Source organism: Pseudomonas sp. Irchel 3H9 (assembly GCF_900187495.1).
GTDB classification, from domain to species: Bacteria; Pseudomonadota; Gammaproteobacteria; order Pseudomonadales; family Pseudomonadaceae; genus Aquipseudomonas; species Aquipseudomonas sivasensis.
This window is the reverse complement of the sequence record NZ_FYDK01000001.1, coordinates 294,703-319,094: the sequence shown is the minus strand read 5'-3', so window position 1 is coordinate 319,094 and position 24,392 is coordinate 294,703. Positions and strand designations below refer to the sequence as shown.

The following is a 24,392-nucleotide window of genomic DNA, read 5'->3' as shown; positions in this document are numbered from 1 at the left end:
CGACCATGACCCGTTCATTACGCGTCCTCTATATCAGCCTGTTCATGGTGCTGCTGTTGGCCCTGGGCGCCTGGTCGCTGCGTAGCTTCTTTGGCTTCAGCACCAACGCCGAGGCCACGGTGCTCAACGGCCGCTGGACCAAGGCCGTCGAGACTCACTACGACGACGAGTTCCCGATCAAGCGCCTCGGCACCAACCTCTGGGCGGCGCTGGATTACAAGCTGTTCAATGAAGGCCGCCCTGGCGTGGTGCTGGGCCGCGATCACTGGTTGTACAGCGACGAGGAGTTCAACCCCGCCGTCAACGAAGACCAGAACCTGCAAGGCAACTACGCGCTGGTCGAAGGCGTACGCCAGAAGCTCAAGGCCCAAGGCATCCAACTGGTGATGGCCATCGTGCCGGCCAAGGTGCGCCTGTACCCGGAACACCTGGGTGAAGTAAAACCGGCGAGCATCCACGCCAATCTGTACCAGGACTTCCATGCCCGTGTTGCCGCAGACAACATCCCTGCTCCCGACCTGCTCGGCCCGTTGCAACAGGCCAAGCTGAGCGGTAAGCAAGTGTTCCTGCGCACCGACACCCACTGGACACCGGACGGTGCCGAAGTCGCCGCCAAGCAATTGGCCAAGGCGATTGCCGACAAGACCCCGCTCCACGGCGAGCCACAGCGCTTTGTCACCGAGGCCGAAAAGACCGAGCCACACAAAGGCGACCTGCGTCTGTTCCTGCCCCTGGACCCGCTGTTCGAAAACCTGATGCCGCCCAAAGAACCGCTGGAAAAACGCGTCACGCACCTGGCCGAAACCAAAGGCGACGACGCGCTGTTTGCCGACAGCGAAACCCCGGTGGCACTCGTGGGCACCAGCTACAGCGCCAACCCGAACTGGAACTTTGTCGGTGCGCTCAAGCAAGCCTTGGGCAGCGACGTCATCAACTACTCCGAAGACGGCCACGGCCCGATCCTGCCGATGCTCAGCTACCTGAAAAGTGATGACTTCAAGAACAGCCCGCCACAGGTGCTGATCTGGGAGTTTCCTGAACGTTATCTGCCCGTAAACAACGAAATCGGTGATGCCGACCCCGCGTGGGTTGCGCAACTTAAACAAGCCGGTTCGCGCCAACAGAACATGGCACTGAACACCCCAGCTATTAAAAATCAGAAATCCGAGACGCCCGACCGGGCGCAAAACTGAAAGAGAGGTAACTCACATGACTTTCACTACAACTCCTCGTCGTCTCGCTAAAACCCTGGCTATTGCTGCCGGTCTGAGCTTCGTATCCCTGTCCGCCTTCGCCGGTGGTGATGCCGCGCTCTACGGCCCTACCGCGCCAAAAGGTTCGAGCTTCGTACGTATCTACAACGCCAGCAACCAGGAAGTCAGCGCCACCGTCGGCAACACCAATCTCAACGAGGTTGCGCCACTGGCCAGCAGCGACTTCAGCTTCATGCCGGGCGGTGACTACAGCGCCAAGGTTGGTAGCCAGAGCCTGCCGGTCAAACTCGCCGCCGATCACTACTACACCTTGGTCAACAGCGGCAGCGGCCAACCTCAACTGATCGAGGAACCGCCGTTCAAGAACAAGCAAAAGTCTCTGGTGCGCGTGCAGAACCTCAGCGACAAGGCCCTGACCCTGAAGACCGCCGATGGCAAGACTGATGTGGTCAAGTCGGTGGCTGCCAAAGGCCGTGGCGAGCGCGAAATCAACCCGGTGAAGGTGAGCCTGGCGTTGTATGACGGTGACAAGAAAGTCGGCGATGTGAAGCCGGTTGCGTTGGAACGTGGTGAAGCGGCGGTGCTGTATGTCACCGGCTCGGGTTCGAGCTTGTCGCCAGTTTGGGTCAAGCGCCCGGTGTCGACCCGCTGATTAGCTTTTGAAATTGACGCTCCCCCTTGTGGGAGCGGGCTTGCTCGCGAATACGGTGGTTCAGTAACAGATGTGCTGACTGAATCACCGCCATCGGGAGCAAGCCCCCTCCCACAGGCTCTGACCCAATTGATTCAAGGAGAAACACATGATCCCAGTAATCCTTTCCGGTGGTAGCGGCTCACGTCTTTGGCCGCTTTCCCGCAAACAGTTCCCAAAACAATTCCTGGCCCTGACCGGTGAGCACACGCTGTTCCAGCAAACCCTGGAACGCCTGGTGTTCGAAGGCATGGACTCCCCGATCGTGGTCTGCAACAAGGACCATCGCTTCATCGTCAACGAGCAACTGGCCAACCGTAAACTGGAATGCCAACGCATCCTGATGGAACCGTTCGGTCGTAACACCGCGCCGGCCGTGGCCCTGACCGCGATGATGCTGGTCAACGAAGGCCGTGACGAGCTGATGCTGGTGTTGCCTGCCGACCACGTGATCGACGACCAGAAAGCCCTGCAACGCGCCCTGGCCCTGGCCACCGTGGCTGCCGAACGTGGCGAGATGGTGCTCTTCGGCGTACCGGCGACCCGTCCGGAAACCGGCTACGGCTACATCAAGTCCACCAACGATTCGCTGCTGCCCGAAGGCGTTAGCCGCGTGCAGCAGTTCGTGGAAAAACCCGATGAAAAACGCGCCGTCGAGTTCGTCAAAAGCGGCGGTTATTTCTGGAACAGCGGCATGTTCCTGTTCCGCGCCAGCCGCTTCCTGGAAGAGCTGAAAAAGCACGATCCGGACATCTACGACACCTGCGTGCTGACCCTTGAACGCAGCCAGCAAGACGCCGACACCGTGTCCTTCGACGAAGCCACCTTCGCCTGCTGCCCGGACAACTCCATCGACTACGCCGTGATGGAAAAAACCCAACGCGCCTGCGTCGTACCGCTGAGCGCCGGTTGGAGCGACGTGGGTTGCTGGGCTTCGCTGTGGGCGGTCAACGATAAAGACGCCAACGGTAACGTCACCAAGGGCGACGTGGTGATCCAGGACAGCAAGAACTGCATGATCCACGGCAACGGCAAACTGGTGTCGGTGATCGGCCTGGAAAACATCGTCGTGGTGGAAACCAAGGACGCGATGATGATTGCCCACAAGGACAAGGTCCAGGGCGTCAAGCAGATGGTCAACACCCTCAACGAACAGGGCCGCAGCGAAACCCAGAACCACTGCGAAGTCTATCGTCCGTGGGGTTCCTACGACTCTGTGGACATGGGCGGACGCTTCCAGGTCAAGCACATCTCGGTCAAGCCGGGCGCCTGCCTGTCGCTGCAGATGCACCACCACCGCGCCGAACACTGGATCGTGGTGAGCGGCACTGCCGAAGTCACCTGTGACGAGAACGTGTTCCTGCTCTGCGAGAACCAGTCCACCTACATCCCGATCGCCTCGGTGCACCGCCTGCGCAACCCGGGCAAGATCCCGTTGGAGATCATCGAAGTGCAATCGGGCAGCTACCTGGGCGAAGACGATATCGAGCGTTTTGAAGATATCTACGGTCGCTCGACGCCGGTTGAACGTGGCGTGTCGGTGAAAACTATCGCGCAGTAAAACAGTCGTACAAGAAGCCCTCACCCAGCCCATTGCGTCCCCTATCCGCAGTGGGTTGGGTGGGGGCTTTTTGTTTGGGATTTGCGCTGGCTGTGAGGGCCTCATCGGGGGCAAGCCCCCTCCCACCTTCGACCGCATTCCAAAGGCTGTACGCGGATAAATGTGGGCGGGGCTTGCCCCTCCTACATTCGACCGCACTCCAAAGGCTGTACGCGGATAAATGCGGGCGGGGGCTTGCCCCTCCCACCTTCGACCGCACTCCAAAGGCTGTACGCGGATAAATGTGGGAGGGGGCTTGCCCCTCCTGCATTCGACCGCACTCCAAAGTGCTGTACGCGGATAAATGTGGGAGGGGGCTTGCCCCCGATGAGGCCGGCACGCCCACCACAGCACTCAAGGTAGCCAATCCCACCTACGCTTAAGTTAGGATGCTCGTTCCCTATTCGAGGTGGTCTCCATGTTCTTCGGCGTTCTCCTGATCATCACCTGGCTGATCCTCCTGCTACGCTACCCGGCCAAGGCCCTTCCGGTTTCCCTTGCTGCCTTAGCAGGCCTGGGTCTCGTGGCCGTCTGGGTGGTCTGGCTGGACAGCCGCGAAGCCTCGCAACTGGCCCGTCTTGAACTGCGCATCACCTACGCCCCGCAGGACTGCCCCGCCGACCGCCCGCTGAAACTGACCCTGAACAACGGCAACGACGTGCCGCTGACAGAACTGCGCTGGCGCGTCGCCGCCTATGCGCCGGGCGACACGGTCAACCTGGCCGATAACGTCTATGCTGCCCCGCGCTATCGAGGCCCCGGCGAATTGCAGGCCGGCGCGACTTGGGACGATTGTCTTCCCACCCCACCGCTGCGCCCCGGTTACCGCCCGCAAACCCTGGAATTTCGTGCCGAGCACCTGCAAGGCAGCTTCTCGGACTGACAAAGGACTGATCCATGCCCAACGTACTCATCACCGGATGTTCCAGCGGCATCGGTCGCGCCCTGGCCGATACCTTCAAGGCTGCTGGCTTCGACGTATGGGCCAGCGCCCGCCGCCAGGACGACGTCGACGCCCTTAGCGCCGCCGGTTTCAACGCCCTGCAACTGGACGTTAACGACAGCGCCGCCCTGCAACACCTGGCCGAGCAATGGGGGGAGTTGGACGTGTTGATCAACAATGCCGGCTACGGCGCCATGGGCCCGCTGCTCGATGGCGGCACAGAAGCGATGCAGCGGCAATTCGAGACCAATGTGTTTTCCATCGTCGGCGTGACCCAGGCGTTCTTTCCCGCACTGCGTCGCAGCAAAGGCCTGGTGGTAAATATCGGCAGCGTTTCCGGCGTATTGGTCACCCCGTTTGCCGGCGCCTACTGCGCCTCCAAGGCAGCAGTGCATGCCTTGAGCGATGCTTTGCGCATGGAGCTGGCACCCTTTGGCATCCGAGTGATGGAAGTGCAACCTGGCGCCATCGATACAAGCTTTGCAAAAAACGCCGGCGCCCAGGCCGAGCTGTTGATCAACGAAAAATCGCCGTGGTGGCCGTTGCGCGAAGGTATCCGTGCACGCAGCCAGGCCTCTCAGGACAAGCCAACCCCGGCCAGGGTTTTTGCGGCGGATGTGCTCAAGGCGGTGCAACAACCACAGCCGCCGCGCCTTTTGCGCTCGGGCAACGGCAGCCGGGCGTTGCCGTTGATGGCGGCGTTGTTGCCCAAGGGGTTGCTTGAGACCGTATTGAAAAAGCGCTTCGGCTTGGCCGGAAAGCTTTAACCCTTCATAAAATCAATAAACGCCCGCACTTTCAGGGGCAGGTGCCGCGTGTCCGGATACACCCCATAAACCCCCTGTGGGGCGAAACGATGGTCTGCCAGCAAGCGGATCAATCGCCCAGCCTCCAGGTCATCCTGTACCAGCCATTGCGGCAGGACTGCCACTCCATGGCCGCGCACGGCAAACGCCTGGAGCACTGCTGCGCTGTCGGCCACCAGTGCAGCGGGCCCGGTGCGGAACTGATGCTCGCCACCCGAAGGGTCGGTCACGCTCAGCTCCGTCAAACGGCCATGGCCCAGCTTGGGCATGTGTTCCAGCTCATCCAGCGTTTGCGCCCCGGCAAGCGCTGGCGCCGCTACCGCAAACACCTCAAACGTCGACAACTGCACCGCGCGATGATTGGAATCCAGCAGCCGCCCCAATCTTATTGCCACATCAAAGCGCTCGGAGATCAAATCAGCGTGAGTGGAGGATGTGGATAAGTGAATGTTCAAGTCCGGGTGCTGGCTGCGGAAAGCTTCCACCGCCGGGGCAACCACGGCCAGCGCATATTCCACTGTGGTGGTGATGCGCAGGGTGCCCTTGAGCTGGGCATGCTCCGAGCGGGCTTCTTCCACGGCCAATTGCGCTTCTTCGAGCACGCGTGTGCAACGCAGGTAGAAGCGTTCGCCGGCATCGGTCAGCGCCAGCTGACGGGTGTTGCGGGTCAGTAAGGTGACGCCGAGTTCAGCTTCCAGGCGCTTGAGGTTGAAACTGACCACGGCGCGGGTCTGGCCCAGTAGATCGGCCGCTGCCGTGAGCGAGCCGGCCTCGACCACGGCCTTGAACGTATCGAATCGGTCCAGGCTTACCATCAGCCGGGCCCTCCTTTGTCAAAATATTTTTGACAAAGTAGCAGCCAAAGCGGCGTATCCCAAACCCGCCGTGACGCCTACCCTGCCGGCCTCTCTTGCAGGATCGCGCCCATGACCTACCCCTCGAAAGTCACCTGGATCTTTTTACTGGGCTTTGCCCTCGACCTGGTGAACATGTTCGTCGCCACGGTCGCCTACCCGGATATCGCCCGCGAATTGCACGCCTCGGTCACACAATTGGCGTGGGTGGGCAACGCCTACATGCTCGGCCTCACCGTGATTATTCCGTTCAGCGTATGGCTGGCAGCCATGATGGGTGAGCGCGGCTTGATGGTCGTCAGCTTGCTGCTGTTTGCCGGGGCGTCGGTAATGGTGGGGGAGGCGAGTTCGATTGAAGCGCTGATCGGTTGGCGTTTATTGCAAGGGTTGGGCGGCGGCCTGTTGATCCCCGTGGGACAGGCGATGGCTTATCGGCATTTTCCTCCCGCAGAGCGCAGCCAACTCACGGCCAGGGTGATGTCGGTGGCGCTGTTGGTTCCCGCACTGTCACCGGCGTTGGGCGGCTTGATTGTCGACAGCCTCTCCTGGCGCTGGATCTTCTATGCCAACCTGCCGCTGGCATCGATCACCTTGCTGCTCGCACAGCTGTGGATAAAACCCGACACCCCCACGCGTGTACGTCCCAAGCTGGAGGTGAGCCGTATTTTCAAACAGGTCAGCAGCCCTATGCTGCGAATCGCCATGCTGGTCTATTTGTTCATTCCCGGCGTATTCATCGGCACCAGCCTGATCGCCATCCTCTACCTTCACGACCTTGGATACGACGCCACCCAAACCGGTGCGCTGATGCTGCCTTGGGCAATGGCCTCGGCACTGGCGATTTTCCTCGGCAAAAAACTGTTCAATCGCTGCGGGCCAAAACCGTTGCTGATGGCGGGCATGGCGCTGCAATGCAGCGGCATTCTGGTGTTGAACGAACCGGCCCTGATTATTCCGGCCTACGCCTTGATGGGCCTGGGCGGCAGCTTGTGCAGCAGCACGGCACAGACGCTGGCGTTTCTCGACATCCCCGCCGAACGCATGGGCCACGCCAGCGCTTTGTGGAATATCAATCGGCAAATCAGCTTTTGCCTGGGCGCAGCCGCACTCAGTGCGCTGTTGTCGGCCTTGGATTCTTACGCCTTAACCTTCACGATTGCAGCAGCCTTGACCCTGCTGCCTCTTTTTGCAGTGCTGCGCCTGGATGCGTCCAGGGTCCGCACATTGCTCCACCCTGCCAGTGAGTCTCCCTGATGATCGATTACAGCGATTTTTTTGAAGAAGTGATCCAGACCCACGTCGAGATCGAGCAATGGTTTGCCGGGGTTGCGCCAGAAGGCACCCTGCAAAACCTGCTTGCGCGCTTCTCGCCAGAGTTCAGCATGATCGCCCCCGCCACCGGCACACGCGTCAATGCCGCCGGGGTCAACGCGCTGTTCACTCGCCTGGGCGGAATGCGCCCGGGATTGAAAATCACCTTGAGTGAAATGACCGGGATTGACCGACATGCACGCGGGGCCACGGTGACTTATCGGGAGCTTCAGGTGGATGACAGCGGCACTAGGACCGATCGCCGCGCGACCGTGGTGTTTGAGAAGCAGGCGAGTGGCGCGCTGTTGTGGCGGCATTTGCATGAAACTTATGTAGCGCCATGAAATAACTCACAGGCCTGCTCCTACAAAAAATAGCGAACGGCCCGACATCATTACCAGGAAACTATCCCCAGGCTCTTTCACCTCTGTCTACTCACAGGTGAAAGGATGCCAAGCGATTTCCTGCGAAGCGGGGTGCCGGATGCGCACACCACAACTCGCCAGCGACTGACCAGCCTGCTGGACCTGCCCAAACTGTATCGAACCATTGATGCCGACCCGACCATCGTCGGGGCAGGTGTGGTGCATATCGGCAGCGGCTATCAGGTGACGGTGCTGCGCGAGTTTGTGCCGCTGTGCAGCATCAGGCCTAAGAGGGTGATTCTGCGGAAAGTGGCGCGGCCGGTGATGACTGCCGATGAGTATGCGCAGTGGTTGGCAAACTCACCGCGCGAGTCGCAGCTATGGCGCGAGGCAGCGGGGATGGCCTTGGCATGCAGTGGGGCTGTGATTGGGATTATCGTTGCCAAGGTAGGCATCGCGTCAGCGCCTATCAGTGCAGGTTCCAGCCTTGCAATTAGTTACATTGCTTATACCGCTGCAGCCGCCAGTGCTTTGCAATGTGGCAACGGCATATGGAGAACCTACAAAGAACTAACCAACCCATCTGAAAACGACTATTACGACAGCCTTAGTTGGTATCAGGCAATGACCGTAGCCTTGGATGGCATTTCTTTGGTGGGTGCGGGCAGCACGACATTTGTCACGGTAAAGACTGTCATGACTATCAAAAATACGACAGGCCGCAACCTGACCGACATTTTGAGGCGTATGAGCCGACAGGAACGCGCAAAGCTGACATACGAAGTTCTGCGCCTGCAGAACCCTCGTCACTCTGGCGAAATAATTCGGTTAAAGCAGTTGGCCGGAACACTCCCCAAGCGCTTCAACAACGGCCAGTTACGCCAAGACCTTCTCATTCAACTCTCCGATCAGGTGGGTGCCGCTCTGGCAGTTACCGGCAGCGGCCTGTCCGGAAATATCAACCCTATTGTTATCGGCATTTATGAAGAGTTCAGCAGCCATGAACAATGACATCAACACCCTGCAAGATCCCCGAACGTTAACTCGATACACCCGACGTTTTGCATTCACTGTGGGTATGGGGATCTCAATGAACTTAGTCAGCATTTCAGGCAACCTGTCACATAGCCTGTCGTATTACGCCCGAATAAATCATCTCCCTGTCGAATATGCGGTCGTGGCAAGCATGGCACTGCTACTGGCCATGTGCATTGGCCTGACCTTGGTGGCGGTGGGGTTTCGCTCTGGGCCGCCACTGCTTGCAGGCGTCGCGGCACTGAACGCCTTGCTTTCAGCAGGCTACTTGGGAAACAACCCGGTTACTTTGTTTGCATTATTTCCACTACTTCAATCGCTGTTCTGCCTGCTGATTTTAAATACAAGAAACCACCGCCGATTCGTCAGCATGCTGCGGGTCAAACGTCGAAGAAAGTTCAGAGCGAACGCAAAAACCTGAAGCGGTGCCCAATCTGCCTATCAACAAAAATCGAATGTGGGAGCCCCCTCCCACATTTCAGTTCGGCGTTTGGTTAACGATCACGGTGCAGGTGATGCCCGCCGCCAACAAAACGCCTTCCGGCACTTCATCAATGTGAATTCGCACCGGCACGCGCTGGGCCAGGCGCACCCAGTTGAAGGTCGGGTTCACATCGGCGATCAGCTCGCGGCTCTCGGGGTTGTCACGGTCGTAGATGCCTCGGGAGATGCTTTCTACGTGGCCCTTCAACGTCTCGCCGCTCATCAACTGCATATCGGCTTTGTCACCGACGTTCACATGGGGCAGCTTGGTTTCTTCGAAGAAGCCATAGACCCAGAACGAGTTCATATCCACCACGGCCAGCTTGGCTTCACCGATGCGCGCGTAGTCGCCACGATGCACGTTGAGGTTAGTGACGTAGCCATCCACCGCCGCCACGACCTGGGTGCGTTTCAAGTTGAGTTCGGCCGCTTCGAGTTGTGCCAGCGCGTGCTGGTAATCCGCCAGGGCCGAGTCGGCGATGTTGCTGGCGTCATCGCGGTTTTCCTTGGAGATCACCAAGGCGTCGAGGTCGGCGCGGCGGTGGGCGTTGACCTTGCGCATCTCCCAGGTGGCTTTGCGCGAGGCCACCAACGATTGCGCTTGCTTGACCGCAATGCGGTAGTGCTCGGGGTCGATCTGCATCAGCAGGTCGCCCTTTTTGACCAATTGGTTATCGCGCACGGGCACGTCGATCACTTCGCCGGTAACGTCCGCCGCGACGTTGATGATGTCGGCGCGTACCCGGCCGTCGCGGGTCCATGGGGTTTCCATGTAGTGCACCCACAACGTGCGGCCAATCCAGATCGCCAAAGCCAATACCAGCAGGGTCGCAAGCAGGCTGAAAAACTTTTTCATCGGGGCATTCTCAACGGTAGACGGTCAGCGCCAGGGCGCCGAACAGGCAAACGAACAGGCTCAGGCGCAGCAACGCCGGGTGCCAGAAAAAACGGTACAGGTCGAAGCCGGCCAAGAAGCGGTCCAGCGCCCACGCCAGGCCCGCAGCGATCAGGAACATCAAGGTCATCGTCGGCATGTAGAGGCCGTGGAACGCGATTTCACGGGGCATGGGGGGATCCTTTAAGGGCCGCCAGCGGCGATTGCGGGTCGAGCAACGAGGTGCGGATAAAGTGCAGGTAGCTCTTCACCCGGCGCAGCGCCGAGGTGTCGAAGTGTGGGGCGAAGGGTTCGTCGGTGGCCTGCACGCGGCTGATCGCGTGGTCGACGGCAATCAGGCCGCGCTCCAGATTGCTCGCGCTGGGTTGCAGGAACAGCCGCACCAGCGAGCGGCCCATCACGCGGATCGCCTGGCGCCACGGCTGGGACTCGGCATAGGCCGGGTGCACTGGCAGGATCGCTTGTTCCTTGCGCAACTCGATGATCGCGTGACCGACTTCCAGCACAACAAACATCCAGCGCAGCAAATCACGTTGTACCTGCGGCTGACCGACGGCGAGGCCATAGGCTTGGTGCAACAGGTCACGGGTGCGGCTTTCAAAACTCGACGCCAACCCCTTGAGCTTGCCGCTGATCGCGTACACCACCTGCTCGCGCAGATCCTGCTCCAGGCGGCGCCACAGCCAGCGGCTATTGGGCGGCAGGATGATCGCGCCGGCGGCCGCGCACACCAGCATGCCGATGATCATGGCGATGTAGTCATTGATAAAGGTATAGGGGTTGTAAACCGTGAGGTTGTCCGGCACCGAGCCCGTGCTGAAGAAAATCAGCAGGCCCACGCCAACGCCTGCGTACTGCGGGCGTGAGGCGAGGAAAGCACCGAGGATGATCACCGGCGCGAGCATCACGCACAGCAGCGGGAAGCCGTCGATCCACGGGAACACGAAGAACATTTCGACAAAGCCCACCAACGCGCCGATCAAGGTGCCGCAGGCCATCTGGAACGCCATGCGTTTCGGGTTGGGCGTGGCGGCTGACAGGCCGACGGTGGCGGCGGCAATCAGGGTCATGGTGGCGCCGCTGGGCCAGGCGGTCGCCACCCAATAACTGCCGAGTACGATCAGGATAAACGACGCACGAATCCCCGAAGCGGCGCAGGCCAGCCAATTGGTTTTCGGCGTGTAGGCTTCGTCCCAGTCTTCCCGCGCATGGCTGTGGTCGGCCAGTGAGGCATGGGTTTGCGCGTAGTTGTGCAGGTCGTCGACGAAGCGGTAAAGCAACTCGTAGGCGGTATGGAAATCCAGTTGCTCGGCCTCAGTGGGCTCACCTTCCTGGAAGGCCGTGCGCAGGCTGCGTACCTTGGCCGGCAGGCCGTCTTTGTAGGCCGACAGTTGGTTGACGAGGCGTGCCGCATCGGGGCTGGTTAATGCGCGACCGGAGAACCCATCGAGCACTTCGGCAAGGTCCTGCAGGCCGGGCTTGATCGCCGCCGCCACGTGATCCGCAGCATCCGTGCGCAGCCGTTCGAGCAACTGGTGCAAGGCATTGAAGCGCGTGGTGATGCTCATGAATTCGCTGTTGAGGCGACTGAGCCGGCCATTGCGCCGGCGCATATGCGGGTCTTCGAACACGGTAACGCTGCGCAGCCCTTCCAGGCCCACGGCTTCGGCGATGAAGCGCACGTTGCTGGCCTCGAAGCCTTCACGCTGGCTGCGCCCGCGCAAGCCATCGGTGACGAACTGCGCGAACACCCCGAAGCGCTGATACAAGGCATTGCGCATGGCGGCGCTGGAGGTCTGCGGCAGAATCGCAGCGCTCACCAGCGTGGAGCAGATAATTCCCAGGGAGATTTCCAGTACTCGCCAAACGGCCGCCATAAAGGCGCCATCCGGATGGGCCAGCGCCGGTAGGCCAACCATCGCCGCCGTATAACCGGCCAGCACAAACCCATAGGCGCGGAAGTTACGGTTGCGCGTCGCACCGGCGGTGCAGATGCCGACCCAGATCGCCAAGGCGCCCAGAAACAGTTCGGTGTTCTGCGCAAACAAGGCGATCAACAACACCATCACCGCAGAGCCCGTCAGGGTGCCGAGGAAGCGGTAAAAGCTCTTGGCGAACACCTGGCCGCTCTGCGGCTGCATCACGATAAACACGGTGATCATCGCGGTGCGCGGTTGCGGCAACTCCAGGCGCATGGCCAGCCACAGAGTGAGGAACGCGGCGATCAACACCTTGAAGATGTACACCCAGGTCACGCCGTCGCTGCGTGCCCAGTCGAAAAAACCACGGCGCCACTCAAGGGAATGCAGCCAGCGCAGCGGTGCAGGCAAGGGAGTCATTACAACCTACTCAGTGATCGAATACGGCGAGGGCCGCCGGGGTTTTGCTCGGGAGGGTCTTGGCGTCCTGCGGTGCGTCCTTGCCTGCTTCGAGGCCACCGCCCAGGGCGGTCACCAGCTCGGCGTGTGCGCTCAAGCGCGCGGCCTGGACCTGCTGCTCGATCTGTTGCTGGCGAAACAACAGGGTCTGGGCGTTGAGCACATTGAGGTAATCGGTGAGGCCGCGCTGGTAGGCGATCATCGCGATGTCATAGGTTTTCTGCGCCGAGGCCACCGATTGCGCGGCGAAGCCTTGTTGCTTGTCCATGGATTCTCGGCGGATCAACTGGTCGCTGATGCCCTTGAGCGCATTGATCAGGGTCTGGTTGTAACGAGCAACGGCGATGTCGTAACCGGCGCTGGCTTCACCCAACTCGGCACGCAAGCGGCCGCCGTCGAAGATCGGCAAGGTGATCGCCGGACCGACGTTGTAGTTGAATTTCTTGCCCGCCAGAAACTCCAGCATGCCGCCACCGGTGGCCATGTAGCCGAGGCTGCCGACCAGATCCACGTTGGGATAAAAACCCGCGTGAGCCACATCGATGCCACGGGCCTGGGCCGCCACTTGCCAACGGCTGGCGACCACATCCGGGCGCTGGCCGAGCAACTGCACAGGCAGGGTGGACGGCAGTTTCAGTGGCGCGGCAAGGGACAGGCTCGGCCGTTGCAACTGCGCGCCCTCCCCCGGGCCTTTACCCGCCAAGGCCGCCAGTTGGTTACGGCTCAGGGCGATTTCTTCGTCGAGGGCGTCCAGTTGGCGGTGGGTTTCCGGCAGCGGGGTTTCGGCCTGGCTTACATCGAAATGGGTGCCGATCCCGGCATAAAGGCGTTTGTTGGCCAGGTCGAGGATCTGCTGCTGCTGGGCCAACGTAGCGGCGACGATATCGCGGTTGGCGTAGTGCAACGACAGCTGGATATAGGCGCGCACCACGTTGTTCTGCAATTCCAACTGGGCCTGGCGCGCCTCGGCAGCGCTCATGTGCGCCAGATCGACGGCACGCTCGGTGGCGTTGCTTTCGCGGCCCCACAGATCGAGGGCGTAGCTCAGGCCCAAGGATGAGTTGTTATCCCAGGTGTTGGCGCCGCTCAGTTCGCCGGGGCCGTAGAACTGATCCTTGGGCCAGTTGTGGCGCTTGAGGGTGGTGTCGCTGTTGATCTGCAACGACTCGGCCGACTCGGCAACCCCGGCCATCGCCCGCGCTTCTCGCACCCGCGCGGCGGCGATGGCCATGCTCGGGCTGCTGTGCGTGGCGAGTTCGACCCAATGGTTAAGTTGCGGGTCGCCGTAGGCTTGCCACCATTGCGCGGTGGGCCAATGGGCGTCCTGGGCGGCGCTCTGGATCGCTTCGTCGGTGGCCAGGGTATTGGCGTTCAACGCGTGGCCTTGGGGGGCGATTCCTCCGGTTCCGATGCAGCCGCTGATTGCTAACGATAAGGCCCAAACACTGAGAGTCTTCAGCTCTCTGCTGATGCGACGCGGCACGGCAAGCGAATTCCTGAGGTGGTGATGCGGGGAAGGTGGCGCAATTCTAGGGGGCGGGAGGAATGGCGATAAGCTGGCATTCCTGTGAATCTTTGTTACCGTTCAAGCGATAATCCGTTGGTAGGGATCACTGGACGGCGTAACTTTCTGTCACAATTTGTTATCTCCCCTGAGAACACTCCATGGACACTTTGCAAAACATGCGCGCCTTCAGTTGCGTGGCCGAAGCCGGCAGCTTCACCGCCGCTGCCGCCCAACTGGACACCACCACGGCCAACGTCTCGCGCGCGGTCTCCAATCTGGAGGCCCATCTGCAAACCCGCTTGCTCAACCGCACCACCCGGCGCATTGCCCTTACCGAAGCAGGTAAACGCTACCTGCTGCGCTGCGAACAGATCCTGGCCTACGTCGAAGAAGCCGAGGCCGAAGCCAGCGACGCCCATGCGCGCCCCGCCGGACAGTTGAAAGTGCACACCATGACCGGTATCGGCCAGCACTTCGTAATCGACGCCATTGCCCGCTACCGCCGCACCCACCCGGACGTGACCTTCGACCTGACCCTGGCCAACCGCGTGCCGGACCTGTTGGACGAGGGCTATGACGTGTCCATCGTGCTGGCCAGCGAACTGCCGGATTCAGGCTTCGTCTCCCAACGCCTGGGCATCACCTACAGCATCGCCTGCGCCTCGCCCGATTACGTCAAGGCCAAGGGCTGTGCACAGCGCCCCCAGGACTTGCTCAACCATGCCTGCCTGCGCCTGGTCAGCCCAGTGATTCAGTTGGACAAGTGGACCTTCAACGGCCCCGAAGGCCAGGAAAGCGTGGCGATCAACACCTCGCCGTTTCTGGTGAACTCGGCGGACGCGATGAAAACCGCGATCACCAGCGGCATGGGCGTCGGCCTGTTGCCGGTGTATGCGGCCATTGAAGGCCTGCGTAATGGCACCTTGGTGCGGGTCATGCCCACCTACCGTTCCCAAGAGCTGAACCTGTACGCCATCTACCCCTCGCGCCAGTACCTGGATGCGAAGATCAAGACCTGGGTGGAATACCTGCGCGGTTCGTTGCCGGAGATCCTGGCGGCGCATCAGGCGGAGCTGGTGGCGTACGAGTTGAGTGGCAGCCTGAGCGGTGCGCGGCTGGCGAACTGATTGCTACCAGGCGATACAGGTCAAATGTGGGAGGGGGCTTGCCCCCGATGGCAGTGGATCGGTCAATACATCTGGCGACTGACGCACCGCTATCGGGAGCAAGCCCCCTCCTACATGTTTCCCTGCCCACTTTAGGTCTGCCGTGTCCTGACAACAGTGGCAAGGAATGTTAGCTTGCTTGGCATTCTTCCGTAGTCGATGAGCCCGCCTGCCATGAAAAAGACTGTCCTCGCCTTCAGCCGCGTCACCCCAGCCATGATCGAACGCCTGCAACAGGATTTCGAGGTGATCGCGCCTAATCCCAAGCTGGGCGACATCAATGCGCAGTTCAATGAAGCCCTGCCCCACGCCCACGGTTTGATCGGCGTGGGTCGCAAGTTGGGCCGTGCGCAGCTCGAAGGCGCGAGCAAACTGGAGGTGGTGTCCAGCGTGTCAGTGGGCTACGACAACTACGACGTGCCGTACTTCAACGAGCGCGGGATCATGCTCACCAACACCCCTGACGTACTCACCGAAAGCACCGCCGACCTGGCGTTCGCCCTGCTGATGAGCAGCGCGCGCCGAGTGGCAGAGCTGGACGCCTGGACCAAGGCCGGTCAGTGGAAAGCCAGCGTCGGCGCGCCGTTGTTTGGCTGTGATGTACACGGCAAGACCCTGGGCATCGTCGGCATGGGCAATATCGGCGCGGCCGTGGCCCGTCGCGGGCGCCTGGGCTTCAACATGCCGATTCTGTACAGCGGTAACAGCCGCAAGCTGGAGCTGGAACAGGAGTTGGGCGCGCAATTCCGCAGCCTGGACCAGTTGCTGGCCGAGGCGGATTTTGTCTGCCTGGTGGTGCCGTTGAGCGACAAGACCCGTCACCTGATCAGCACGCGCGAGCTGGGGCTGATGAAATCCAGCGCGATTCTGATCAACATCTCCCGTGGCCCGGTGGTAGACGAACCGGCGCTGATCCAGGCCCTGCAGGACCAGACCATTCGCGGCGCCGGGCTGGATGTGTATGAGCAGGAGCCACTGGCGCAGTCGCCGTTGTTCCAATTGAGCAACGCGGTGACCCTGCCGCATATCGGCTCGGCAACCAATGAAACCCGTGAGGCCATGGCCAACCGCGCGTTGGACAACCTGCGCAGTGCTCTGCTGGGCGAGCGTCCGCAGGATTTGGTGAACCCGCAGGTCTGGAAGGGCTGATGCTAAGGGCCCTGATCGCGCCTACAGTTTCCAGCGGCTGGGTCGATAACCTTTCATAGATCGTCATCCCTGATCCACAGAAGGTTTTTATGTCCACCACCAAAGCCCGCGCAGACTCACTCTCACTTCTGCTCTTTACCTTGCGCAGCGGCAAGCTGATGGCCATCAACCTGCTGAAAGTCAGCGAAATCATTCCCTGCCCGCCGCTGACCAAACTGCCGGAGTCTCATCCGAACGTTAAAGGCATCGCCACCCTGCGCGGTGCCTCGCTGTCGGTGATCGACCTGAGCCGCGCCCTGGGCGAACGGCCCTTGGAAGACCCGAACGGCGGCTGCCTGATTGTCACTGACGTGAGCCGTTCCAAACAGGGTCTGCATGTGCAGGCGGTGAGCAAGATCGTGCACTGCCTGACGACCGACATCCGCCCGCCACCCTACGGCTCCGGCGGCAACCGTGCGTTTATCACTGGGGTGACTCAGGTGGAAGGCGGCCTGGTCCAGGTGCTGGACATTGAAAAAGTCATCCACGGCATCGCGCCGGCACCGATTGAAGCGGCGCCCACCGACTTGACCATGGAAGAAGCCGAAGTGCTCGGCAATGCGCGGATTCTGGTGGTGGACGACAGCCAGGTCGCCCTGCAGCAGTCGGTTCATACCCTGCGCAACCTCGGCCTGACCTGCCACACCGCGCGCAGCGCCAAGGAAGCCATTGATGTGCTGCTGGAACTGCAAGGTACCGCCGCGCAGATCAATGTCGTGGTGTCGGACATTGAGATGTCCGAGATGGACGGTTACGCCCTCACCCGCACCCTGCGTGAAACGCCAGACTTCCAGCATCTGTACGTTTTGCTGCACACCTCCCTGGACAGCGCGATGAACAGCGAAAAAGCGCGCCTGGCCGGCGCCAACGCGGTACTGACCAAGTTCTCATCCCCCGAACTGACCAAATGCCTGGTGGTGGCTGCGCAAACCGTGGCGCAACAGGGTCTGTAATCGGTGACGGCGTATTACCAACTGCTGCGCCGCGACCTCACTGCCGGCCTGCCCGCGCCACAATGGCCGGCCGGGACCGTACTGGACCATTACCGTGACGCGTTGGCGCCAGCGATTCACGCCGTACTGCGCATGACCCAGGATCAGGGCGGTGGTCGTGTCGCCAACCTCGATGAATGGCGGCAACAGTTCGTCACCGATGCCGAATTCGACCCCACGCTGTGCCTGGTCGCCAGCAACGCCGACGGTATTCTCGGCGTAGCCCAGTGCTGGACCAGCGCCTTCATCAAGAACCTCTCCATACATTCTTGCGCTCAAGGCCAGGGGCTGGGCCGCGCGTTATTGCTGCACACCTTCCAGGTGTTCAAGCAACGTGGTGAACCCTATGTGGACCTCAAGGTACTGGAAAGCAACCTACGCGCCCGGCAGCTGTACGAGAGCGCGGGTATGGTGTTTGTACTGCGCGATGTGGTCGAAGAGGACTGACAGGCGCTGGCGCATAACTTGCTTACAGAGAATCGTACCGGTGGAAAGAGGTAAAAACCCGTCACCGTAACTGCGTGCCCTCTGACCTAGCCTGGTGACAGATCCGCCATGAACACCCATTTTTCCTGCGTCGGTTGCGGTAAATGCTGCACCGACCACCACGTCCCCCTGACCCTCGCCGAAGCCCGTATGTGGGCGGCGGACGGCGGTAACGTCATTGTTCTGGTGGAGGGATTCCTCGGTAGCGGACTGGGCCTGCCCCAACAGCAACGCGAGCACGCCGAACGCCGTTCGGTGGTGGTGCCCAGCGGCAACACCGAAGCATTTGTGGCAATCACGTTTGCCGCCTACAACGCCGGGCGCTGCCGGAATCTTGACGAAGACAACCTGTGTCGCATCTATGAGCGTCGACCGTTGGTCTGCCGCATCTACCCGATGGAGATCAACCCGCATATCCCGCTCAACCCTGCCGCCAAGGATTGCCCGCCAGAATCCTGGGAACAGGGCCCGGCGTTGATCATCGGCGGCGAACTGATGGACCAGGAACTCGGGGCGCTGATCCAGCGTTCGCGCCAGGCAGACCGCGATGACGTGCAGACCAAGGAAGCGGTGTGCGCCTTGCTGGGCATTCGCACCACAGCGCTCAAGGGGGATGGATTTACCGCGTACTTGCCGGACATGGGCGCATTTGCCCAGGCGATTGAGTTGGCAATTGATCAGCCGTCCGTGGCCAATGAGTGGGTGTTTCATGTGTCCGGGCTGGACATCGCCGAACAGGTGCTGGACGCCGGGGCGCAGATTGCTACCGAGGTGCCGGCCAACTACGCGTTTATTTCGTTGCGGGCTGCATAGTCTCTTTATCGACCCCAAAAGCGCTCATGGCGCAGCGTCTAACCGGTAATGCCGGATTATCCGCTGATACTCACCATTCTGTTTCAGCTGTTCGAGGGCGCAGTTGAGTTCCTTGCGCAGTGCGGTGTCGGGCTTACGCACCGCAATCGCCACGCCATCCCCCAGCAATGCGGCCGAAATGGGCGGGCCCAGGAAGTCGAAATCCCGACCTTCGTCGGTGTCGAGCAAGGCTTCGCGAATTTCTACGGTGCCTTGCAGGGTTGCGTCGATTTCGCCGGCTATCAGACTGCGGACCAAATCATTATTGAGCCAGAAGCTCTTGACGATGACGCCCCTGTGCGCCCACTTCGTACGGGCAAACGCTTCACGATTGCTCCCCAGCAATACGCCAACCCGCTTGCCCTTGAGCGACTTAACATGGGGCAGCAGGCCTGATGTGCTGCGGCCCACCAGCCGGGTGGTAAAGGGATAGAGGTTATCGGTGAAGCTTACCCAACGCCGCCGTTCCGACGTAGGCGCCATGCCCATGATCGCGTCGAATTTTCTGGCTTCAAGGGAGAGGAAGTCTTCGACAACCACTTGGTCGACCCAAACGCAGCGCGCATTCAACTGCACGCACAGGGCATTGCCCAACTCGATATTGAGGCCAACCAACTGCCCTTGCGGGTCGCGGCTCTGGAAGGGGGGGAATTGCGCAGCAACGGCGAAGCGGATTTCGCGACGCGTTTGATCATCGGCCGCAAGGGCATCAGCCGAAAACAACAGGGCAAGCACTACACAGATGTGTATCAGGGCCAAGGGAAACGTCCTTTTCCGGAAAGACCAGCGTCGCCTCGCTCCCCCCATGAACCTCGGGGGCAGAGCAAAGGCTGTGCAAGCTTTCAAGAAACGGCAGTGGACCTACAATCAGAAAGATCAGCAGAAGCTGTAGGCAACAATCGACACAATGTGCCGCTTGTTAACCTCAGCGTTTACCCATCGAACGACGGGTGCCCGGCGGCGCCATGCCCGGTGACTTGGTGTGGCCGTTTTTGGCACCGTTCTTGTACCAAGGCTGGGCGGCATTCTTGGCCCCAGCCAGCTCACCCGGCTTGAACGGAAACTTAAACGCCGGGATCTCGGCTTTTTCAACGCCTTCAGCGCTGGCCGGATCGACGATGTCGGTCGCGTCAACAGGGGGTTGTGTCGGGGAAGTCATGGAAGCTCCGGAGCGTGCAGAAAATGATGCGGGGCCGGCTTGCGGGCCACACTGGCGCGCAGTATACCTGCGCGCCTGAGATCTTTAACCACCGCCTGTACGAATGGTCGGAGTTTGCTGACAGCGCTGTCAGTTAGCAGTCACCCTGCTGACCGGGTTGAAGGGCTATAAAGATCACTCACTCTCCCCATCCTTTGCCCCGGCGCCTCACCCATGCAGATTCAACGAAAAACCGCCCTGATTGTGGGTGTCCTCGTGGTCGTAGCGATTGCAGTCTGGGCGCTGACCCGGCCGGCCAAGACCAAGCTGGCAGTACCGACCGCGATCCCGGTCCGGGTGGTGAGCGTGGTGCAACAGGATATCCCGCGTTTTGTCAGCGGCATTGGCACGGTGTTATCGCTGCACAGCGTGGTGATTCGCCCGCAAGTCGACGGCATCCTGACCCAATTGCTGGTCAAGGAAGGCCAACGGGTCAAGGTCGGCGACCTGCTGGCGACCATTGATGACCGCTCGATACGCGCCAGTCTCGACCAGGCCAAGGCGCAGTTGGGCGAGAGCCAGGCGCAACTGCAGGTAGCGCTGGTCAACCTCAAGCGCTACAAGGAGTTGAGCATCGACGACGGCGTGTCCAAGCAGACCTATGACCAGCAACAAGCTCTGGTCAACCAGCTCAAGGCCACCGCCCAAGGCAACCAGGCCGCAATCGATTCGGCCCAGGTCCAGCTTTCCTACACCCAGATCCGCTCCCCCGTCAGTGGCCGCGTCGGTATTCGTAACGTGGACGCGGGCAATTTCCTGCGCACCAGTGATACCCAGGGCTTATTCTCAGTGACCCAGATCGACCCGATTGCCGTTGAGTTCTCGCTGCCGCAGCAGATGCTGCCGACCCTGCAAGGCCTGATCGCCGCGCCTGCCCCGGCGAGCGTCGACGCTTACCTGGGCGCTGACACCGACGGCCAGACCGGCGACTTGCTCGGTGAAGGCCATTTGAGCCTGATCGACAACCAGATCAGCTCCACCACCGGCACACTGCGCGCCAAGGCTGAGTTCAGCAACGCCTCCCAGCGCCTGTGGCCGGGGCAACTGGTGACCATCAAAATCCAGACCGCCCTCGACAAAAATGCCCTGGTGGTGCCGCCGACCGTGGTGCAACGCGGCCTGGATTCGCACTTTGTGTACCGGGTCAAGGGGGACAAGGTTGAGGTGGTGCCGGTGCAGGTCACCTATCAAAACAGCGACGTGAACATCATCACGGGTGTGCAAGCCGGTGACGTGCTGGTCAGTGATGGCCAGTCGCGACTCAAGGCCGGTGCTCAGGTGGAGGTGCTCAAAGAACCACCGCAAGTGATCCAGACCGTCGATGCCAAGGTGCAGCCATGAGCCGCTCGCCTTCAGCCTGGTGCGTCGACCACCCGGTCGCCACCCTGCTGCTGACCTTCGCCCTGGTATTGCTCGGGATGATTGCCTTCCCTCGCCTGGCCATCGCCCCACTGCCGGAAGCGGAATTTCCGACGATCCAGGTCACCGCACAATTGCCCGGCGCCAGCCCTGACACCATGGCCTCATCGGTGGCCACACCGTTGGAAGTGCAATTCAGTGCCATCCCCGGCATGACCCAGATGACCTCCAGCAGTGCCCTGGGCTCAAGCCTGCTGACCCTGCAATTCACACTCGACAAGAGCATCGACACCGCCGCCCAGGAAGTGCAGGCGGCGATCAACACCGCGTCGGGCAAGCTGCCCAGCGACATGCCGAGCCTGCCGACCTGGAAAAAGGTCAACCCGGCGGACAGCCCGGTACTGATCCTCAGTGTCAGCTCCGACAGCATGCCGAGCACCGAGCTGAGTGACTACGTGGAAACCCTGCTGGCGCGGCAGATCAGCCAGATTGACGGTGTGGGCCAGATCAACATCACCGGCCAGCAACGCCCGGCGATACGCGTGCAGGCCTCGCCTGACAAACTCGCCGCCATCGGCCTCACCCTGGCCGATGTGCGCCTGGCAATCCAGCAATCGAGCCTTAACCTGGCCAAGGGCGCGATCTATGGGGAAAACAGCGTGTCGACCTTGTCGACCAACGACCAGCTGTTTCACCCGGAGGACTACGCCCAACTGATCGTGTCCTACAAGGACGGTGCACCGGTTCAACTACGCGATATCGCCAAAGTCATCAACGGTTCGGAAAACGCCTACGTGCAAGCCTGGTCCGGTGATACACCCGGCGTAAACCTGGTGATCTCGCGCCAGCCCGGCGCAAACATCGTCGAAACCGTGGACCGCATCCAGGCTGAACTGCCGCGCCTGCAAGGCATGTTGCCGGCTTCGGTGCAGGTCAGCGTACTGACCGACCGCACCAAGACCATCCGCGCCTCGCTGCATGAGGTGGAAGTGACGCTGCTGATCGCCATCCTGCTGGTGGTGGCGGTGATGGCGTTGTTCCTGCGCCAGTTGTCGGCGACGCTGATTGTGTCCAGCGTGCTCGGCGTGTCGCTGGTCGCCAGCTTCGCGGTGATGTACCTGATGGGGTTCAGCCTGAACAACCTGACCCTGGTGGCGATTGTCATTAGCGTGGGTTTCGTGGTGGACGACGCCATCGTGGTGGTGGAGAACATCCACCGCCATCTGGAAGCGGGCCTCGACAAACGCGAAGCGGCCATCAAGGGCGCTGGGGAGATCGGCTTTACGGTGGTGTCCATCAGCTTCTCGCTGGTGGCGGCGTTTATTCCGCTGCTATTCATGGGAGGCGTGGTCGGGCGCTTGTTCAAGGAGTTCGCGCTGACGGCGACGTCGACCATCCTGATTTCGGTGGTGGTCTCGTTGACCCTGGCGCCAACCTTGGCCGCGCTGTTCATGCGCGCCCCGACCCACCCCGCCCACGACAAACCCGGCTTCAGCGAACGCCTGCTGGCCGGATACTCGCGAAACCTGCGCCGCGCACTGGCCCACCAACGCACCATGGCCGCCATTTTCGTGGTGACCCTTGCCCTGGCCGTGGTCGGGTACGTGTTTATCCCCAAGGGCTTCTTTCCGGTACAGGACACCGGTTTTGTGCTCGGCACCAGCGAAGCGGCGGCCGATGTGTCGTACCCGGACATGGTCGCCAAGCACAAAGCCTTGGCTGAGATCGTCAAGGATGACCCGGCGGTGCAGGCGTTTTCCCATTCGGTGGGCGTGACGGGCAGCAACCAGACTATCGCCAACGGGCGCTTCTGGATCGCCCTGAAAGACCGGGGTGATCGAGATGTTACGGCCAGCCAGTTCATCGACCGCATCCGCCCGAAACTGGCCAAAGTGCCGGGCATCGTGCTGTACCTCCGTGCCGGCCAGGACATCAACCTCAGCTCCGGCCCTAGCCGTGCCCAGTACCAATACGTGCTCAAGAGCAACGACGGCCCGACGCTCAACACCTGGACCCAGCGCCTCACCGAAAAACTGCGTGCCAACCCGGCGTTTCGCGACCTGTCCAACGACCTGCAACTGGGCGGCAGCATCACCCACATCAGCATCGATCGTCAGGCGGCCGCACGCTTTGGCCTGAACGCGACCGATGTCGACCAGGCGCTGTATGACGCCTTCGGCCAGCGCCAGATCAACGAGTTCCAGACCGAGATCAACCAGTACCAGGTGGTACTGGAACTGGACACCCAACAACGGGGCAAGGCCGAGAGCCTGAACTATTTCTACCTGCGCTCGCCGCTGACCAACGAAATGGTGCCGCTGTCGGCACTGGCCAAGGTCGACCCGCCCACCGTGGGGCCGTTGTCCATCAGCCATGACGGCATGTTCCCGGCTGCCAACCTGTCGTTCAACCTGGCGCCCGGCGTGGCGTTGGGTGATGCGGTCGTCATGCTCAACCAGGCCAAGAATGAAATCGGCATGCCGACGACCATCATCGGCAACTTCCAGGGCGCGGCACAGGCGTTCCAAAGCTCGCTGGCCAGCCAGCCGTGGCTGATCCTTGCGGCGCTGGTGGCGGTCTACATCATCCTTGGGGTGCTGTATGAGAGCTTCGTGCACCCGCTGACGATTATTTCCACATTGCCCTCGGCCGGTTTGGGCGCGTTGATCATGTTGTGGTTAATGGGGCAGGACTTTTCGATCATGGCGTTGATCGGCCTGGTGCTGTTGATCGGCATCGTGAAGAAGAACGGCATCCTGATGATCGACTTCGCCCTGGAGGCCCAGCGCGTGCGCGGGCTACCGCCGGAAGAAGCGATCTACGAAGCCTGCGTGACGCGGTTCCGCCCGATCATCATGACGACACTCGCCGCACTGCTCGGCGCGGTGCCGCTGATGGTCGGCAGCGGACCGGGTGCAGAAATGCGCCAGCCGCTGGGGATAGCCGTGGTCGGCGGCCTGCTGGTGAGCCAGGCGCTGACGCTGTTCACCACGCCGGTCATATACTTGTACCTTGAGCGTTTTTTCCACCGGCCCAAACCAGCTGCCGAGCTGGCGACCACACACTGAG

General features: G+C 61.1%; 23 protein-coding genes. 16 read left to right on the top strand and 7 right to left on the bottom strand.

Going from position 1 to position 24,392, the window contains the following annotated elements:
- Positions 1–5 precede the first annotated feature (5 nt).
- The 5 genes from CKW32_RS01575 to CKW32_RS01555 all read left to right on the top strand — a co-directional run bounded on the left by CKW32_RS01575 (position 6) and on the right by CKW32_RS01555 (position 5,215).
- On the top strand, positions 6–1,193 hold the full coding sequence (locus tag CKW32_RS01575) for an alginate O-acetyltransferase (protein ID WP_032886354.1): 1,188 nt from the start codon (positions 6–8) through the stop codon (positions 1,191–1,193).
- A gap of 16 nt (positions 1,194–1,209) precedes the next feature.
- Positions 1,210–1,866: an alginate O-acetyltransferase AlgF gene (locus tag CKW32_RS01570; RefSeq protein WP_032886353.1), complete on the top strand. Its 657-nt coding sequence runs from the start codon at positions 1,210–1,212 to the stop codon at positions 1,864–1,866.
- Between the two features lie 148 nt (positions 1,867–2,014).
- Entirely contained in the window at positions 2,015–3,466 is a 1,452-nt protein-coding gene (locus CKW32_RS01565) for a mannose-1-phosphate guanylyltransferase/mannose-6-phosphate isomerase (protein ID WP_032886351.1), read from the top strand.
- 457 nt (positions 3,467–3,923) lie between these two features.
- Complete coding sequence (locus CKW32_RS01560) at positions 3,924–4,388, top strand: multidrug transporter (RefSeq protein WP_095183880.1); 465 nt, start codon at positions 3,924–3,926, stop codon at positions 4,386–4,388.
- Positions 4,389–4,402: 14 nt separating this feature from the next.
- Positions 4,403–5,215 (top strand): SDR family oxidoreductase, encoded by an 813-nt coding sequence (locus tag CKW32_RS01555; protein ID WP_032886348.1) that lies wholly within the window; start codon positions 4,403–4,405, stop codon positions 5,213–5,215.
- On the opposite strand, the gene CKW32_RS01550 is transcribed toward CKW32_RS01555, so the two are convergent.
- Positions 5,212–6,069: a LysR family transcriptional regulator gene (locus CKW32_RS01550; RefSeq protein ID WP_032886347.1), complete on the bottom strand. Its 858-nt coding sequence runs from the start codon at positions 6,067–6,069 to the stop codon at positions 5,212–5,214. The genes CKW32_RS01555 and CKW32_RS01550 overlap by 4 nt on opposite strands.
- Positions 6,070–6,180: 111 nt before the next feature.
- Between CKW32_RS01550 and CKW32_RS01545 the strand changes: the two genes are divergently transcribed.
- From CKW32_RS01545 to CKW32_RS01530, 4 genes are all read left to right on the top strand, one after another.
- Positions 6,181–7,362, top strand: coding sequence for an MFS transporter (locus tag CKW32_RS01545; RefSeq protein WP_095183879.1), 1,182 nt, complete (start codon positions 6,181–6,183; stop codon positions 7,360–7,362).
- Positions 7,362–7,763 (top strand): hypothetical protein, encoded by a 402-nt coding sequence (locus tag CKW32_RS01540; protein ID WP_032886344.1) that lies wholly within the window; start codon positions 7,362–7,364, stop codon positions 7,761–7,763. The genes CKW32_RS01545 and CKW32_RS01540 overlap by 1 nt, the downstream gene beginning before the upstream one ends.
- Positions 7,764–7,868: 105 nt before the next feature.
- Complete coding sequence (locus CKW32_RS01535; protein ID WP_095183878.1) at positions 7,869–8,795, top strand: NAD synthetase; 927 nt, start codon at positions 7,869–7,871, stop codon at positions 8,793–8,795.
- Positions 8,785–9,240, top strand: coding sequence for a hypothetical protein (locus tag CKW32_RS01530; RefSeq protein ID WP_256585194.1), 456 nt, complete (start codon positions 8,785–8,787; stop codon positions 9,238–9,240). Before CKW32_RS01535 ends, CKW32_RS01530 begins: the two co-directional genes overlap by 11 nt.
- A 57-nt stretch (positions 9,241–9,297) precedes the next feature.
- Here the strand turns inward: CKW32_RS01530 and CKW32_RS01525 are convergent, their stop codons facing one another.
- The 4 genes from CKW32_RS01525 to CKW32_RS01510 are packed head-to-tail and all read right to left on the bottom strand — an operon-like array spanning position 9,298 to position 14,058.
- Complete coding sequence (locus CKW32_RS01525) at positions 9,298–10,158, bottom strand: HlyD family secretion protein (RefSeq protein ID WP_095183877.1); 861 nt, start codon at positions 10,156–10,158, stop codon at positions 9,298–9,300.
- Positions 10,159–10,168: 10 nt separating this feature from the next.
- A complete protein-coding gene (locus tag CKW32_RS01520; RefSeq protein WP_032886341.1) occupies positions 10,169–10,369 on the bottom strand; it encodes a DUF1656 domain-containing protein in 201 nt (66 codons plus the stop codon).
- Entirely contained in the window at positions 10,359–12,536 is a 2,178-nt protein-coding gene (locus tag CKW32_RS01515; protein WP_032886340.1) for an FUSC family protein, read from the bottom strand. Before CKW32_RS01515 ends, CKW32_RS01520 begins: the two co-directional genes overlap by 11 nt.
- Positions 12,537–12,546: 10 nt before the next feature.
- Complete coding sequence (locus CKW32_RS01510) at positions 12,547–14,058, bottom strand: efflux transporter outer membrane subunit (RefSeq protein WP_095183876.1); 1,512 nt, start codon at positions 14,056–14,058, stop codon at positions 12,547–12,549.
- Positions 14,059–14,240: 182 nt separating this feature from the next.
- Here CKW32_RS01510 and CKW32_RS01505 point away from each other — a divergent pair, with 182 nt between their 5' ends.
- The 5 genes from CKW32_RS01505 to CKW32_RS01485 all read left to right on the top strand — a co-directional run bounded on the left by CKW32_RS01505 (position 14,241) and on the right by CKW32_RS01485 (position 18,727).
- Positions 14,241–15,209 (top strand): LysR family transcriptional regulator, encoded by a 969-nt coding sequence (locus tag CKW32_RS01505; RefSeq protein WP_027604744.1) that lies wholly within the window; start codon positions 14,241–14,243, stop codon positions 15,207–15,209.
- A 213-nt stretch (positions 15,210–15,422) separates the two neighbouring features.
- Positions 15,423–16,397: a D-glycerate dehydrogenase gene (locus tag CKW32_RS01500; RefSeq protein ID WP_032886485.1), complete on the top strand. Its 975-nt coding sequence runs from the start codon at positions 15,423–15,425 to the stop codon at positions 16,395–16,397.
- An 89-nt stretch (positions 16,398–16,486) separates the two neighbouring features.
- On the top strand, positions 16,487–17,389 hold the full coding sequence (locus CKW32_RS01495) for a chemotaxis protein CheV (RefSeq protein WP_032886338.1): 903 nt from the start codon (positions 16,487–16,489) through the stop codon (positions 17,387–17,389).
- Positions 17,390–17,392: 3 nt separating this feature from the next.
- Complete coding sequence (locus tag CKW32_RS01490; RefSeq protein WP_095183875.1) at positions 17,393–17,875, top strand: N-acetyltransferase; 483 nt, start codon at positions 17,393–17,395, stop codon at positions 17,873–17,875.
- Between the two features lie 108 nt (positions 17,876–17,983).
- Positions 17,984–18,727, top strand: a complete 744-nt coding sequence (locus CKW32_RS01485) for a YkgJ family cysteine cluster protein (RefSeq protein WP_095183874.1) — start codon at positions 17,984–17,986, stop codon at positions 18,725–18,727.
- 24 nt (positions 18,728–18,751) lie between these two features.
- Here CKW32_RS01485 and CKW32_RS01480 read toward each other — a convergent pair whose 3' ends face one another.
- The gene (locus tag CKW32_RS01480; RefSeq protein ID WP_095183873.1) at positions 18,752–19,525 is read right to left on the bottom strand and encodes a transporter substrate-binding domain-containing protein; all 774 of its coding nucleotides are present in this window, start codon (positions 19,523–19,525) and stop codon (positions 18,752–18,754) included.
- A gap of 166 nt (positions 19,526–19,691) precedes the next feature.
- Positions 19,692–19,925: a hypothetical protein gene (locus CKW32_RS01475; RefSeq protein WP_032886334.1), complete on the bottom strand. Its 234-nt coding sequence runs from the start codon at positions 19,923–19,925 to the stop codon at positions 19,692–19,694.
- Between the two features lie 213 nt (positions 19,926–20,138).
- On the opposite strand from CKW32_RS01475, the gene CKW32_RS01470 reads away from it, so the two are divergent.
- Together CKW32_RS01470 and CKW32_RS01465 are read left to right on the top strand one after the other, a co-directional pair.
- Positions 20,139–21,305: an efflux RND transporter periplasmic adaptor subunit gene (locus CKW32_RS01470; protein WP_095183872.1), complete on the top strand. Its 1,167-nt coding sequence runs from the start codon at positions 20,139–20,141 to the stop codon at positions 21,303–21,305.
- On the top strand, positions 21,302–24,391 hold the full coding sequence (locus tag CKW32_RS01465) for a multidrug efflux RND transporter permease subunit (RefSeq protein WP_095183871.1): 3,090 nt from the start codon (positions 21,302–21,304) through the stop codon (positions 24,389–24,391). The genes CKW32_RS01470 and CKW32_RS01465 overlap by 4 nt, the downstream gene beginning before the upstream one ends.
- The last annotated feature ends 1 nt before the right edge of the window (position 24,392 follow it).

What these genes read in the sequence shown, in the direction of transcription:
- CKW32_RS01575 (WP_032886354.1), top strand. Translation starts at nt 6, where the DNA reads ATGACCCGTTCATTACGCGTCCTCTATATCAGCCTGTTCATGGTGCTG.
- CKW32_RS01570 (WP_032886353.1), top strand. Translation starts at nt 1,210, where the DNA reads ATGACTTTCACTACAACTCCTCGTCGTCTCGCTAAAACCCTGGCTATT.
- CKW32_RS01565 (WP_032886351.1), top strand. Translation starts at nt 2,015, where the DNA reads ATGATCCCAGTAATCCTTTCCGGTGGTAGCGGCTCACGTCTTTGGCCG.
- CKW32_RS01560 (WP_095183880.1), top strand. Translation starts at nt 3,924, where the DNA reads ATGTTCTTCGGCGTTCTCCTGATCATCACCTGGCTGATCCTCCTGCTA.
- CKW32_RS01555 (WP_032886348.1), top strand. Translation starts at nt 4,403, where the DNA reads ATGCCCAACGTACTCATCACCGGATGTTCCAGCGGCATCGGTCGCGCC.
- CKW32_RS01550 (WP_032886347.1), bottom strand. Translation starts at nt 6,069, where the DNA reads ATGGTAAGCCTGGACCGATTCGATACGTTCAAGGCCGTGGTCGAGGCC.
- CKW32_RS01545 (WP_095183879.1), top strand. Translation starts at nt 6,181, where the DNA reads ATGACCTACCCCTCGAAAGTCACCTGGATCTTTTTACTGGGCTTTGCC.
- CKW32_RS01540 (WP_032886344.1), top strand. Translation starts at nt 7,362, where the DNA reads ATGATCGATTACAGCGATTTTTTTGAAGAAGTGATCCAGACCCACGTC.
- CKW32_RS01535 (WP_095183878.1), top strand. Translation starts at nt 7,869, where the DNA reads ATGCCAAGCGATTTCCTGCGAAGCGGGGTGCCGGATGCGCACACCACA.
- CKW32_RS01530 (WP_256585194.1), top strand. Translation starts at nt 8,785, where the DNA reads ATGAACAATGACATCAACACCCTGCAAGATCCCCGAACGTTAACTCGA.
- CKW32_RS01525 (WP_095183877.1), bottom strand. Translation starts at nt 10,158, where the DNA reads ATGAAAAAGTTTTTCAGCCTGCTTGCGACCCTGCTGGTATTGGCTTTG.
- CKW32_RS01520 (WP_032886341.1), bottom strand. Translation starts at nt 10,369, where the DNA reads ATGCCCCGTGAAATCGCGTTCCACGGCCTCTACATGCCGACGATGACC.
- CKW32_RS01515 (WP_032886340.1), bottom strand. Translation starts at nt 12,536, where the DNA reads ATGACTCCCTTGCCTGCACCGCTGCGCTGGCTGCATTCCCTTGAGTGG.
- CKW32_RS01505 (WP_027604744.1), top strand. Translation starts at nt 14,241, where the DNA reads ATGGACACTTTGCAAAACATGCGCGCCTTCAGTTGCGTGGCCGAAGCC.
- CKW32_RS01500 (WP_032886485.1), top strand. Translation starts at nt 15,423, where the DNA reads ATGAAAAAGACTGTCCTCGCCTTCAGCCGCGTCACCCCAGCCATGATC.
- CKW32_RS01495 (WP_032886338.1), top strand. Translation starts at nt 16,487, where the DNA reads ATGTCCACCACCAAAGCCCGCGCAGACTCACTCTCACTTCTGCTCTTT.
- CKW32_RS01485 (WP_095183874.1), top strand. Translation starts at nt 17,984, where the DNA reads ATGAACACCCATTTTTCCTGCGTCGGTTGCGGTAAATGCTGCACCGAC.
- CKW32_RS01475 (WP_032886334.1), bottom strand. Translation starts at nt 19,925, where the DNA reads ATGACTTCCCCGACACAACCCCCTGTTGACGCGACCGACATCGTCGAT.
- CKW32_RS01470 (WP_095183872.1), top strand. Translation starts at nt 20,139, where the DNA reads ATGCAGATTCAACGAAAAACCGCCCTGATTGTGGGTGTCCTCGTGGTC.
- CKW32_RS01465 (WP_095183871.1), top strand. Translation starts at nt 21,302, where the DNA reads ATGAGCCGCTCGCCTTCAGCCTGGTGCGTCGACCACCCGGTCGCCACC.